Here is a 12,766-nt window from a genome sequence, read left to right as displayed (position 1 = left end):
GTCGGATCGGAGAAGCTCTTCGGTGATCGGACCGGACGGTGGGAGGGTCGTCGGTCAGGGCAGCCAGGCGCCCGGGCTTACGCGTACCGGAAACGGCAGCTCGACCGGTTCCGAGCCGGTCGGCGGGACGGAGCTGAGCAGCTCGCAGTGGCCAGCGGGAGCCCGCAGGCAGAGGTGGGCGTCCGGTCCCCGCTCGGTCCGCTCGATCCGCCAGTACGACTCGATGCCGGCTTCGGCGTGGAGGCCCAGCTTGGTGAACCGGTCGGGTCGGCGGCTGCTCGGCGACTCCACCTCGACCACCAGCGCCACGTCCTCCGGCCCGTGCCACATCACCTGACGCGGTGCGCCCGCGCGCAGCACGGTGACGTCGGGGATCGCATTGCCGCCGGGCACGTGCAGCCCGATTTCCCGGATCACCCGCCATCCGGGTGATGCGGCGGGCCTGACGGCCGGGGACGCTCCGTGGACGCCCCGACGGGTGGCGGCCGAAAGACTGTTGACACTCTCGGCGTCCGGCTCAGTAAGCCTGATCTTCGCTGGATTGGGGGTGACTGGGGTTGTCGTATCCGGGCCGCGTTGTTCGTAGCTACGGTGAGGCGGTCCACGGAGGTCGCCGTCATCGAGAGGTAGAGGTATGGCAAAGCTGATCTACGTGACCAACGTGTCGCTTGACGGCTACATCGAGGACGAGCGCGGCGCGTTCGACTGGCTGCCGATGGACGACGAGGTATTCGCGTGTTACACCGACCTCGTACGGTCCGTGGGCACGTTCGTCTACGGGCGGCGCCTGTACGAATCGATGGCCCTCTGGGAAACCAACGCCGCTCTGGCCGCGCAGTCCGACCTCACGGCCAACTTCGCGCGCGCCTGGCAGGCGGCGAGCAAAGTCGTGTACTCCACGACCCTCGCCACGCTGTCGACTGTCGACACCCGACTCGAACGCCGATTCGACCCCGCCGCGGTACACGAACTGAAGGCCGCGGCCAGCAGCGATCTCACCATAGGAGGTGCCAACCTCGCGACGCAGGCTTTCCACGCCGGGCTTGTCGACGAGTGCCACCTGTTCGTCTGGCCGGTTGCCGTCGGCGGCGGCAAGCCGGGGCTGCCGACCGGCACGCGCGTCGACCTTGAGCTCCTCGACGAGCGTCGATTCCGAAACGGTGTCCTGCAACTCCGCTACCGTACTCTCGCGCGGTGAACGATCGGTTCCGGCGGGTCGGTGAGCGATGACGACGTGCGGGCGGCGGTCGCGGGGGCACGGATCGTGAGTACGGCTCGTCCGAGCGCGCTGCTGCCCGCAGGGCTTGTGCCGAAGCGTCGGCGACAGTGACCTCGTCCCTGGTGTTCGGGAAGATCGAGCACATCATTACCCGGAACGTGGACCGCAAAGGCGGCACACGCTGTGCAGGTCTGGCTGCTGGGGCAGGAGGCCTTCAAACCAGGTTCCCGGCCACCTCCGCCAGGGTGAAATGGGCTCCCTGGCCGCCGCGACCCCTCACGTGCCGATCCAGCTCCGTCGGCGCCGGAAATGCGTTTCTGCGATTGCGGGCACTCCTTAGGATCTTCGGTGATCAAGGAGGATGACACGGTGGGCGATTTCCAGCAGTTCGTGGCGGATGTGACCATACGTCTGTCCGCGATGTCCAAGGGCGAGTTGTACGTCGTCGGTGACGGTCTCGACCGGGACTCGCTCTGGCTCACCTTCCTCGACTCCTTTCCCGCCGGCACCAATGTCCGGTTCCGTGAGCGGGCCGAGTACGACTGCTCGACCTGCCGCGGGTTCATCAGGAACCTCGGTAACGTGGTCGAGATCCACAACGGACAGGTCCGCTCCCTCTGGTCCGGGGTGTCCGCATCCGACCCGGTCTTCTCCGTCGTCGCCGCCGCACTTGACGAGTTCGTCGGCACGCTGCCGTTGTCCACCATCTTCCGGTCCACCGAGGCGCAGTACGGGACGAGGACGACCCGGACGCTGCGCGACGGCCAGGTCGAGGTGTGGCACCACCTGCACGGCCGGGTGGAGAAGCGGCATCGCGTCGAAGACGTCGGCGCGGCACGGAGCGCCTTCGACGCCGCGGTGCAGGTGTTCCAGCGTGGCCTGGCCGAGCTGACCCAGCACGCTCTGGACACCGTCGTCGACCTCATCGACGACAACGCCCTCTACCGCGGCGCGGAGCATCGTCGGGCGGTGACCGAGTTCCGGTCACTGCAGAACCGGTGGACGGAGGCGGACGACGGCCGGGCCTTCGTCTTCGCCAACGCCATGAACCCGGCGGCCCGGTTCCGCAACACGGTGATCGGCACCCTCGTGCAGGATCTCTCCGCGGGCGTCGACCTGGAGCAGGCGGTCCGGTCGTTCGAGACGAAGGTGGCACCGCAGAATTACCAGCGCCCCACGGCGTTGATCACCCCGGCCATGGTCAGGGCTGCCATGAAGACCATCGACGAGTTGGGCATCGAGGAGTCGTTGCAGCGACGGTTCGCCCGGCTGTCCGACGTGTCGGTCACCAACGTGCTGTGGGTCGACAACGACACGCAGTCGCGGATGAAGGACGGCATCGAAGGGTTGCTCATGCAGGCGGCCACCACGGGGTCGGCAGGTGGGCGCCTTCGTGACGCGAAGCCGGAGGAGACTCCCGTGGTCACCTTCATGAAGGACATCCTGCCCGGCGCCGCGGCCATCGACCTGTGGGTCGCCAACAGCCACGAACCGCACTTCGTCAGTCTCACCACCGGCCGGCACCCGGCCGCCCCTCGGCTGTTCACCTGGGACAACGATTTCGGCTGGTCCTACAACGGCAACGTCGCCGACTCCATCAAGGAGAAGGTCAAGCGGGCCGGTGGCAACGTCACCGGCAAGCTGCGGGTGAGCCTGTCCTGGTTCAATCACGACGACCTCGACCTGCACGTGTTCGAACCCAACGGCGACCACATCTGGTACAAGGAAAAGCGCAATAAGCTGGACGTCGACATGAACGCGGGCGGGACGTTCTCGCGCGAGCCGGTGGAGAACGTCACCTGGACCGGTAAGGTCCCCGACGGCGAGTACCGGATCGAGGTGAACCAGTTCAACAAGCGGGAGAGCACCGGGGTCGGCTTCGTGGTCGAGACCGAGAGCAACGGAAAGATCGAGCACTACAGCCACGAGCGGGCGGTCGGCCACAAGGAGACCGTCGAGGTGGGCCGGATGACGGTCGCCAACGAGGTGATCACCGCTTTCCGGCCGGGTAAGGACATGCGGCCGGGCAGCGCAGGCAAGGTCCTGTGGGGGATCACCACCGAACAGTTCGTGCCGGTGTCCACCATCATGTACTCGCCGAACTACTTCGACGACAGCGAGGTCGGCAACCGCCACTACTTCTTCATCCTGAAAGGGTGCGTGAACGACCAGCCGACCCGGGGGATTTACAACGAGTTCCTCCGCGGCGACCTGCAACCGCACCGCAAGGTGTTCGAGGTTCTCGGCGATCGCACCAAGTGCGAGCCGTCCCCGGACCAGCTGTCCGGCCTCGGCTTCAGCTCCACGGTCCGCAGCTCCGTGGTCGCCAAGGTGACCATGGCCGGCGGCCGGCGCCACCTCATCAGCATCCAGTTCTGATTTCCTACCGAGAAAATCGGAGAGAGGCCATCGTGACCATCTTTGAAAAGGCCACGCGGGAGAAGTTCCGTTACCCTTCGGCCAAGGGACTGCTGACCACGGAACAGTTGTGGGAGCTTCCGCTGACCGCCAAGTCCGGCTTCAGCCTCGATGACGTGGCCAAGGCGGTCAACGCCGAGCTCAAGGCCATCGACACCGAGTCGTTCGTGGCCACCGAGACCAATCCGGCCAAGGCGGCCCTGGAGACCAAGTTGGAGGTCGTCAAGCACGTCATCGCCATCCGCATCGCGGAGGACCAGGCGGCGAAGGCGGCGGCAGCCAAGAAGCTGGAGAAGGAGAAGCTGGTGGCAGCCCTGGGCCGCAAGCAGGACGCGGCCCTGGAAAACCTGACCGAGGCAGAGCTGCTCGCCCGGATCAACAACCTGTAGCCCGTCGGCAATCAGCGTCTGCCAGCAGGCCCGCACATCGTCGAGAAGTACGGTCGCCGCCCGCCCGCGTCCCTCAGCGAGGGTGCGGGCGGGCCTTTAGCGGGCGTGAATCCTTGGCCACCGTTGCTACAGTCTCGCCGGGCAGCTGCCAGCCGAGCTGGGCTGCGGCATTGACTGAATGGGGAACAGCGGCGCCGACGTGTTTCCGGAATCATTTGGTGCAGCTGTTCAAGGCACGATTCCCAATCCTGTAGATCGGGTCGTACGAGGAGCACCGGGTCGTCGCGGAGATAACCGCCGTAGCCCGGGACGGTGCGCTGGTCCGCACGCCGCGGGCGGTCTGGACCTGGTCGGCGACCGAAGGGCTCGTCGGGCCGGACGGCACCGCGCGCACCGGCACCACCGAGCCGATGGACGCGCTGGGCGCCGCCCTTCGGCTCGACGAGTCGAGTGTGGTGATCCTGCGGGACCTGCACCCGCACCTCGGCTCGGCCGAGCGCCCGCGAAGGCCGCCGTCGGGCTGACACTGCACGAGGCGGAGAACGCCTTCGCCCGTGCGATCGTCAACGACGGCGTACTCGACGTACACGATCTTCCGGTGGTGCACGAGGAGAAGCGGCAGGCCGTACGCAAGGCGGGGTTGTTGGAGTTCGTCGACACCGACACCGACATCGACCTTGCCGACGTTGGTGGCCTGGAGACCCTCAAACGGTGGCTGGCCAAGCGGGACGGCGCCTGGCTGGCGGCCGCCGCCGAGTACGGGCTGCCGGCGCCGCGAGGCGTGCTGATCCACACCTGTGGAGCGTCCGGGGCGGCGAGCCGGTCGCGCCGGCCGAACTGGTCGCCCGCGTCCTCGACGCGGGGACGGACGGGTTGACGCTGCTCGGCGGTGAACCCTTCGACCAGGCGGCCGCGCTCTCCCGGGTGGCCACCGGGGTACGTGCGCCGGCCGCTCGATGATGACGTTCACCGGCTACCGCACGGACGAACTCCACCGAGCCGTCGATGCCGGCCGCGACGACGTCGCCGCCCTACTCGGGGAGACCGACCTGCTCGTGGCCGGCCCGTTCCGCGCCGACCGGATCGACCGGGTACGGCCCTGGGTCGGCTCGACCAACCAGGAGTTCGTCCTGCTCACCGATCGGATGGCCGATTCCCTTGCGGACCTGGCGTCGACGCCGGACCGGCTGGAGATCGTTGTCGGCGTGTCCGGCCGGGTCGCGGTGAACGGCTGGGCGGCGCCGGACGTACTGGACGAACTACTCGCCGACCTCGGCACCCGCCTGCCCACGGGATCGTGAGCGGGCGCCTGCTCTGGCCCCACTTGGAGGGCCGGGAGTCGGCGGAGCGGGACGCCGGCTGCGCGGCTCTGGAATCGTCACGTCGGCGCAGGCTCCTCGTCGCTTCACCGACTTTCTCTATCTCGTCCAGCGGGACTGCACGATGGCGATGTGCGAGTCGACATCGTCGGGGGCCAGCCGGCGGTAGCAGTCGTACCTCTTGCACCGGCAGATGTCATCGATGATGAAACTGGTAACCCAACCACCCGAGACGTCCAGTCGTTCCTCCTCGGCGAAGCCGGCGGGTGAGGCCGACAGGCGGACCACCTGCCGGGTCTCATCCATCGGCGAGTGCTCGCGGGGCACGATGGCGTAGTACCGGTAGATCTTCGGCGCGTCGGGTGCGAGGAGCCGCTGGGCGCGGGCGAAGTCGGCGACCGCGGCTGCCCGTACGGCGTCCCAGCGCAACCGCAGTGAACCGCCAGCCCCCATGACGGCAGGCCACAACGTCATTCCGGGGTCCTCGACAATGGTCTCGAAGACGAAATATCGGTCAGCGACCTCGGCGGCGGTGGGTTTGCTCGTCCTGATGCCGACGGAATACCGGTCGGCCACGTCGGTGTCGGTCTGGTCGAGTGCCAGCTTCAACAGGGACCAGAAGAGGGCCTTCCCGGCACTGTTGGCTTCGCTGAAATCGAGACGCATTGGTCCGCTGTATTGCGGTGACACCGGGAACGGATCGACCCGGACGTCATCGACCCCGGGGGTCAACGCGAGGAGCGGTCCGGCCGCCGCACCCGGCACCGGCCGATCCGCGGCCAGTACCGTGTCATCGGTCCAACTGGCCGCCACCGTCGCATCGCAGGGCCACTCCGCGCACACCCACGGGGTGGGATCCGGCCCGGCCGGGTCGGAGAGCACCAACACCAACCGGCCGGCCGGGTCCAGGTAGGCCGCACGCACCTCTCCCGGACGCGCATCCGGAAAATCAGGCCACTTTCCCTGCCCGCCGCGACGCGTGTACCGCAACAAATTGGCTGCGCGCCGCAACCGCAGTGCCGCCGGCAGGTCCACCACCGGGGTCAGAGTCCGCAGCCACGTCTCTGCCACTGGTCCGGCCCACGTGGCGGTCACCGTGATGAGCTTCGCCGGGTCCGGGTGCACGGTCGACGACCGCGGTCGGGGTTGGGGGAACTGCGCCATCTGGGCCTGCAAGGTCCACGACGCGAGCTTTTCCGCAGCGCTCCGGTAGAGCGTGCTTCGGGGATCGTCATCGGCGATGATCGCCGCGGCCGCCCGCAACGCCGCGACCTCGGCCAGCGCCCGTTCCCCCAGCTCGGTCGGCGCGACCGCTTCGACCAGCAATTGCCGCAGCGGCTCCGGCGGCTGCGGCAATTGCGGCCGGGCCACCAGGTACCACCCCTCGCCCCGGTCGGGTATCCGCGCGTGACCGGCGACGACCTCGTTGAACCGTGCGGCCCCGTCCGCCGCCAGCATCGCCCACCCAAGCGGATACAGCTCCGGGAACCGAGCCTGCAACGCCAATCGCAGCGAAGCCTCCTGGCCCGGCCACCCGGTGGTGTCGTCCACGGTCAGGGTTCTGCCCGGGTTCCGCAGCGCGGCATCCGCGATCGCCACAGTCTCGGTGCCACCGAGCCAGACCGGCAGGACGGCCCGCATCGTCCGGGCGATCTGCTCGACGAGATGGTCGTCGCCCCGCTTCAGACGGGGGCGCCCACTCAGGTCGGTGCGGAACCGGACCGGATGTACCCGCACCCGCGGGCTGCCGTCGGTGTCGACGTCGCCGGAGGTCAGAGCGATCGGGACCGGGTCGAGCAGCAACGCCCGCTTCCACTGCTCGCGGTCCAACACCCGGTCGCAGAGCCGCCACACCAGATCATCCCAATCCACTTCGGGCAGGCAATCCAGCGGCACGAAATACAGCACCGGCCCCTGCGGGGTATCCCACACGATGACATAGACCGACCTGACGACGTCGTCGACCGGGACATCCACCAGGCCACGCGCTTTCTCGTGGGGTGGAACAGCAGGCCGTGCCTGCTTGGTCAACCACAGGTTCCGCCGCTTACCCATCGAGACCCCCAGCCGACAGACCACAAGTTGACCTGCCTCGTGTAGGCCGGACACTAGTCGATTGAGAGGTGGCCGAGTGCCGGCCAAGGGGGACCGGTCCGGTGAAGACCGATGATGTCTCTGCCGTGTCGAAGGCCGTCGCGGAACTGATCGTGGACATTCCGGCGCCAGGCAGCGACAAGCGCGAGGACGAGACGCCGACCCGAGCACGCTGCTGCGCCCAGGGCTTGGCCGAGGGCTCGGCGACGGTGATCTCACCGTTGGGTTCCGGGAGATCGAGCGCATCATCACCCGGAACGTGGACCGCAAGGCGGCACACGCGGTGCAGGACCGGCTGCTGGGCAGGAGCAGGACTTACGGGTTCTGGTTCCGGAGCGACCGCGACCGTGCTGCGCAGGGCCCGTACGGTCCAGCTCGTGGTGTTCAGGAACGGGTCGGCTGCGCGAGCACACGCTCCACGAAGTCAAACCGTTCCCAGGCGAGCGATTCATACCCGTCGTCGCTCATTCGGCGGAGTTCCGCCAGGGCGTACGCGTCCCCGCGCAGGGCGAGGCCGGTCGTGCGCAGCTACGCTGTGGCACGCGGTCGCCGCTCGACCTGACTCTGTGTCCACAACGCACAGACGATCACGCGGTGGCCGTCTCGCGTCCACCCCGCCTGAGCAGCAAGATCCCGGACGGCGGCTGCGGTACTGGGGCCTCAGTCGATGGTGAGGTACCGCATGCTGACTAGATCTCGGTAGGCGTTTTCGCGGGCTCTGCTTGCTTTCCGCGCTTCTGGTGCATGCCGGGGTCCGGCAGCTTGCCAGGCGTCAACCGCATCGTGGTGGGCTGCCACGCTCGCGATGTAGTCCTTGCGGTCCTTGCGAGACGCTGCGAGTTCTTCGCAGCGACGCGCCCGGGCCACCCATTCCTCCTCGCTGACAGGATCGTTCTCGATGGACTCGCAGAACGCCCTTTCCAGAGTCAGTGCTGCCATCAAGCGTTTGTGTTCAGATCGGGCCACGAACCCGTCAACGGTATGAAGTCCACCGTATAGGACTATTCGGGTGGCGAACTCAGGGAGGTTCCGGCTTGCGGCGATGCTCGCGAAACCTGTTCGCGTGGACGTCTGCTCTTGGCGCTTGGTCACGAACAGCGCGAGCTGGGCGGCGACCGCGGCCGGTCCGCCGGTGCGCAGGGCAAGCCGCGCCGAGGTCAAGCGTTCGCTAACCTCCCGTCTTGTCTCAGATCCCGCCTCGGGCTCCAGTCCGTTTATATCCTGCTCCGCCTGACAGGCCGCCCAGTAGCCGAGCCACGGGTTATTTGCCTGTTCGGCGACCCGAGCCAGAGCGAGGCGTACCGTCACCGCCCAGACGGGGTCGTCGGACCGTACATGTGGCAAGCGGCGCTCGACCGTGTCCAGGGTTGTGAGGGCTGACGGTACGTCGCCGGCGAGCAACTGCAGTTGGCCGAGTTTGAGGCCGGTCTCGCTCCGCAGGGCGGACCATCCTCGAGCCGCCGTCGGGTCTTTCCGCTTCAACCGTCGGCTGAGCAGATTGACAAGGTCAAAGGCCTCTTGCTGGTATGTGGCGGCCTCGGCATACCGGCCCACCGCATGTAGCCAGTGCGCGAGCCGGCCGAGAATGGTCGCGCGTCGCTCGAGACGGGCCAGTCCTTCGCGGCTTCCCGCGTAGCGTTCGACCAGGTTGGCGCTGGGGTAGTGCGCCTGCGTCAGTTTGGCAACCTCGATCGCGAAGGCCGGCTGCTCGACCGCGATGCTGGGAACCCGGTCCATGACGGCGTCCAGCGTTCCGAGGTCAGCTTCCTGCAGGTGTTTTCGCAGGATCTCCAGGTAGCGCTCCGGCCAGAGGACCTGTCCGGCGATCTCGACACCTGCCGGGAGATAGGCGGCCGGGTTGGCGGTGAAGACGCGGGTCAGCTCGTCGTACAGTGCCTCATCCGCCGCGTCCACCATGGGCTGCCGGCGTCGGTGCAATTGCAGCGCACGGGCGAAGGTTTCCAGCAACGCGCTGGCGTAGCGGCCGTCAACGGCCGCGAGCGAGGCCACCGCACCATTCAGCGGCACAAGATCACGCAGGAGCGCCTCGCCGATGCGGTCCGGCCGCAACGGGGCCCAGTAGCTGTCGGGTGAGGGATAGCGCCGATTTAGCAGGTCCGCGAACCTGGCCACCGTTGCCCGGTCGTCCAAACGATGCAGTGCCGGCAGGAACGACAGCACACGGACCGCCTCGTCCTCGCTCTGTACCGGAAATAAGGTCGGGACGAGCAAGATCAGCTTGAGATCGGCGTCTGCGAGCCCTGGGTGGATCGATCTGGCGGCTGCGTACCAATACCGCAGTTCGTGCAGCAGCACGTGGTCGATGCCGTCGGCGGGAGCGACTCCGCTGACCTTGTGAACCGTGTCGAGCGCGGTGGCCAGCGCTGCGGCCTGGATGCCGAGCGGGTCGGTCACATGCTGGGTCTTTTCCAGCAGCGTCGTCGGGACTGCGCCGTCGCCCGTCCCGAGCGATCCGTTCAGCAGGTTGAGGAAGGTGCGGTACGCGGCGACGGCGAGATCGACCGAAGATTGCGAGGCGGCGAGATCGTCCAAACGACGTGCCGGACCGTCCAATACGTCGGCGGCGACGGCGGCGGCAGCTCGAACGTGCAGGCCCTCCCACAGCAGTTCCGGAACACGGGCGAGCAGCAGCAGTCGGCAGCGTGGCCCGAGATACGTCGTCATCTCTTGGACAACTAGCTTGACCCGGTCCGGATCATTCTCGGCGTAGTCGACGACCAGTAGCGTCGGCGCCGGGCTCGCAAGCGCCTGTTGCACCAGATCGGGTTCTGCCGCGTCGACAAGCCGTCCGGCTAGCCAGCCGTGCCGTTGCCGGAGGTATGCGGCGAGCTCGACCGCCAGACGTGTCTTGCCAGCACCACCCGGGGCGTAATACAGCCGCGCCAGCGACGGGCGCGGGTCGTCGACGCACCATTGTCGCAGCTCGTCGAAGACCGGCGGAGCGGTGTACGGCACGACCCGGTCGTCGGCGGTCAGCCAGCGGGACGGTGGTCGGTGCACGCCCGGATCCAGCGGTTTCATGGGGAGGCCGAACAGATTCAGGGCCAAATTCTGATACTGCTCCGACTGCTGCCACCAGTGCACTGAGTCAACCTCATTGCGTGCAGCCAGGTCGGGCAGCTGCTGGCGGATCGCCTCGATGGGGACGAACCAGCCACCCTCGCCGTGGGTGCGGGAAGTGGTTGCCTTCATGATGCCGCACAACGTGGCGGTGCTCAGATCAAGGACCGGTCCACCACTCATACCGCGCTCGATCACGTCGTCCAGCGTGCGGCCATACTGGCCGCTACGACCGGCTCCGGACAGCCGCAATGTCCACGGCTCCAGTCGACGGTGCAGCCCTATGCGGTAGCAGCCGCCGATGAGTGCCGTGTGTGTCCCAGGGAGAGACGAGCCGAACGGTACGGGTACCGTGTGCGCAGACGATCCGAGCGCCAGCAAGGCAAGATCCGGAAATGGCCAGTCCGGGTCTTCGCCACGACGGTCGGGCAGCAACAACACTGTCGCGGCCGCGTAGCGCTGACCGTCGATCCGCACCGTCAGAGCCGCCGCTTCCGCCACGACGTGTGCGCAGGTCAGCACCAGATCTCGGGCAACGAGGACGCCTGAACCAAGAAATTTCTCAGCGTCACCGATCTCCGCGGTAGCGCGCTCCAGCGCCACTTCGATCGTCAACGAGGTGTCGAGCCGGGCCATTCGATTCTCACTAGGATCGAGGATTCGCCCCCCACTTCACCGACGATCACTCCCATCGGTGATTTGGTGGTGAACTTCAGCCCGAATTCAACCTCGATCTTCGACGGCGGCGGGTCGGTGAGCGCTTCCTGGACCGAGCGGTGAACCGTCGTCGCCACCTGCCTGATCGTCGACTGCAAGACAATCGCCTTCATTCGGAGCCGGCGGGAAGCCGCGCCGACGTCGGCGGCATCGTCGCGAATCTCGACCTCGAACTGGCCGCCGTCTTCCGTCTCGACAGTCAGAACACCCCGGGGATCCTCGCCGCGCATCATCGAATCAGCATATCGAAGCACGACCACAGACCGCATCGCGCGGATAGCCGCCCGACCGGAACGTGCCAGCAGCCATCGGCCAAGTACCTGGACGAACGTACGCAGGTCGGCGCACTGTCCTCGGCGGTTTCGGACGTCCACCGCCACCGACGTCCACGCGTCGTAACGACTCCGGGTGGAGTGGCGCGCGGTCGGCGGTGTGAGAGCAACCTGTCAGCCGCGAGCAGAGTTCCTGCGGAGCCTGGACCACACGAGGGCGCCAACCATCAACGACAATCCGCCGGCTCCGAGCAGATACCACGGCCGCCACTCACCGTCGGCGCGGAACGCCTCAACGATGAGGTATCCGATGAACAACGCCTCGCCACCGACGAGCGCGATGAAAGCCCAGCGCCGACCGGCTGATGGTGTCGACGTATCAGGAGTTTGCGGCAGTTGCGAGCGGATACCGGTCATTCTGTCGCCTCCACGATGCCCCACGCCGCTACGGAAACCGTGGTGTCGGTACCCTGCACGAGACGGGCGTACTCACATCGGCTACGAGCGGACGTCCTCGGACGTGATGTTCTACCGCTGACGGTTGCTGAGAGTGACGGCCAGCCTGGCGCCCGCACGCACGATCGACGGCAGATGCGTGTGCCTTCCTGACCTTGGGGTTGATGTGCGGCCGGCGGCCAATCTGTGCGTCGTACGGCTCCTGGCACGTTCGGTTTCGACAGGTGGAAGCGATCTCACCAATACAGGACACGGTCACATCCACAGCACGCCATCGTCCTCGTGCTCGCGTACGCGAAACGCGATCATCCGGCGCAACAAATCGCCCGGCACAGGTTGGCCGTATGGGAGTTTGACCGTGCCCTTACCGGTGGCAAAGCCGGCGAGCTGGGCATCGAACCCCTCGCGAGTGCTGGGCGTGAACGCGACGCTTGCATGTTTAGCGTGACCACTGACCATAAAGAGGATCGTTCCGGAGGGGTGCACCCACGCCGGATAACCCCACTTGATCGCCTCGCTCGCCTCCGGAACCGCCTCGTGGGCCAGTGCCCGCAGCTGCTCCAGCAGCTCGCGACCCGGTCCAGTGAAGCCGTCGATGTACTCGTCGACCGTCTGAGGTCTGACCATGGCGCCAGTGTGGCACGCCCTGCTCGGCTCGGCGCCCGCAGTGAGCGAGGCGGGCCGGGATCACATGATGGTCAGCTCACCGGTCGACGGTCTCGACGGACATCCGGATCTCGGCACGAGCGTGCATCTGACAAGCTGGACGATGGCGTACGGAGAGTGACGGGACGTCAGGTC

12 protein-coding genes are annotated in these 12,766 nt (G+C 67.1%); 6 read left to right on the top strand and 6 right to left on the bottom strand.

Features of this window, described 5'->3' with window-relative positions; translation table 11 throughout:
* Positions 1-54: 54 nt before the first annotated feature.
* On the bottom strand, positions 55-531 hold the full coding sequence (locus ACN28A_RS05980; RefSeq protein ID WP_421404174.1) for a Uma2 family endonuclease: 477 nt from the start codon (positions 529-531) through the stop codon (positions 55-57).
* A gap of 103 nt (positions 532-634) precedes the next feature.
* Here ACN28A_RS05980 and ACN28A_RS05975 point away from each other — a divergent pair, with 103 nt between their 5' ends.
* From ACN28A_RS05975 to ACN28A_RS05955, 5 genes are all read left to right on the top strand, one after another.
* Positions 635-1,198 (top strand): dihydrofolate reductase family protein, encoded by a 564-nt coding sequence (locus ACN28A_RS05975; protein WP_421393189.1) that lies wholly within the window; start codon positions 635-637, stop codon positions 1,196-1,198.
* A 390-nt stretch (positions 1,199-1,588) separates the two neighbouring features.
* Positions 1,589-3,598: a hypothetical protein gene (locus ACN28A_RS05970; RefSeq protein ID WP_421404172.1), complete on the top strand. Its 2,010-nt coding sequence runs from the start codon at positions 1,589-1,591 to the stop codon at positions 3,596-3,598.
* Between the two features lie 32 nt (positions 3,599-3,630).
* Entirely contained in the window at positions 3,631-4,026 is a 396-nt protein-coding gene (locus ACN28A_RS05965; protein WP_421393188.1) for a hypothetical protein, read from the top strand.
* A gap of 598 nt (positions 4,027-4,624) precedes the next feature.
* Positions 4,625-4,903, top strand: coding sequence for a hypothetical protein (locus tag ACN28A_RS05960; RefSeq protein ID WP_421393187.1), 279 nt, complete (start codon positions 4,625-4,627; stop codon positions 4,901-4,903).
* 79 nt (positions 4,904-4,982) lie between these two features.
* The gene (locus ACN28A_RS05955) at positions 4,983-5,327 is read left to right on the top strand and encodes a 4Fe-4S cluster-binding domain-containing protein (RefSeq protein WP_421393186.1); all 345 of its coding nucleotides are present in this window, start codon (positions 4,983-4,985) and stop codon (positions 5,325-5,327) included.
* Positions 5,328-5,444: 117 nt separating this feature from the next.
* Here the strand turns inward: ACN28A_RS05955 and ACN28A_RS05950 are convergent, their stop codons facing one another.
* The 5 genes from ACN28A_RS05950 to ACN28A_RS05930 all read right to left on the bottom strand — a co-directional run bounded on the left by ACN28A_RS05950 (position 5,445) and on the right by ACN28A_RS05930 (position 12,592).
* Entirely contained in the window at positions 5,445-7,376 is a 1,932-nt protein-coding gene (locus ACN28A_RS05950) for a hypothetical protein (RefSeq protein WP_421393184.1), read from the bottom strand.
* A gap of 723 nt (positions 7,377-8,099) precedes the next feature.
* A complete protein-coding gene (locus tag ACN28A_RS05945) occupies positions 8,100-11,156 on the bottom strand; it encodes a trypsin-like peptidase domain-containing protein (RefSeq protein ID WP_421393182.1) in 3,057 nt (1,018 codons plus the stop codon).
* Positions 11,132-11,470, bottom strand: a complete 339-nt coding sequence (locus tag ACN28A_RS05940) for a CU044_2847 family protein (protein WP_421393180.1) — start codon at positions 11,468-11,470, stop codon at positions 11,132-11,134. Before ACN28A_RS05940 ends, ACN28A_RS05945 begins: the two co-directional genes overlap by 25 nt.
* A 213-nt stretch (positions 11,471-11,683) precedes the next feature.
* Positions 11,684-11,926 (bottom strand): hypothetical protein, encoded by a 243-nt coding sequence (locus tag ACN28A_RS05935; protein WP_421393179.1) that lies wholly within the window; start codon positions 11,924-11,926, stop codon positions 11,684-11,686.
* A 294-nt stretch (positions 11,927-12,220) separates the two neighbouring features.
* On the bottom strand, positions 12,221-12,592 hold the full coding sequence (locus tag ACN28A_RS05930) for an iron chaperone (RefSeq protein ID WP_421393177.1): 372 nt from the start codon (positions 12,590-12,592) through the stop codon (positions 12,221-12,223).
* Between ACN28A_RS05930 and ACN28A_RS05925 the strand changes: the two genes are divergently transcribed.
* Positions 12,591-12,752 carry a hypothetical protein gene (locus tag ACN28A_RS05925; RefSeq protein WP_421393175.1) on the top strand — a complete coding sequence of 54 codons (162 nt, stop codon included), beginning with the start codon at positions 12,591-12,593 and terminating at the stop codon, positions 12,750-12,752. The genes ACN28A_RS05930 and ACN28A_RS05925 overlap by 2 nt on opposite strands.
* Positions 12,753-12,766 lie beyond the last annotated feature (14 nt).

The organism is Plantactinospora sp. WMMB782 (assembly GCF_049179135.1).
GTDB lineage: Bacteria > Actinomycetota > Actinomycetes > Mycobacteriales > Micromonosporaceae > Plantactinospora.
This window is presented reverse-complemented; position numbering and strand designations above follow the sequence as displayed.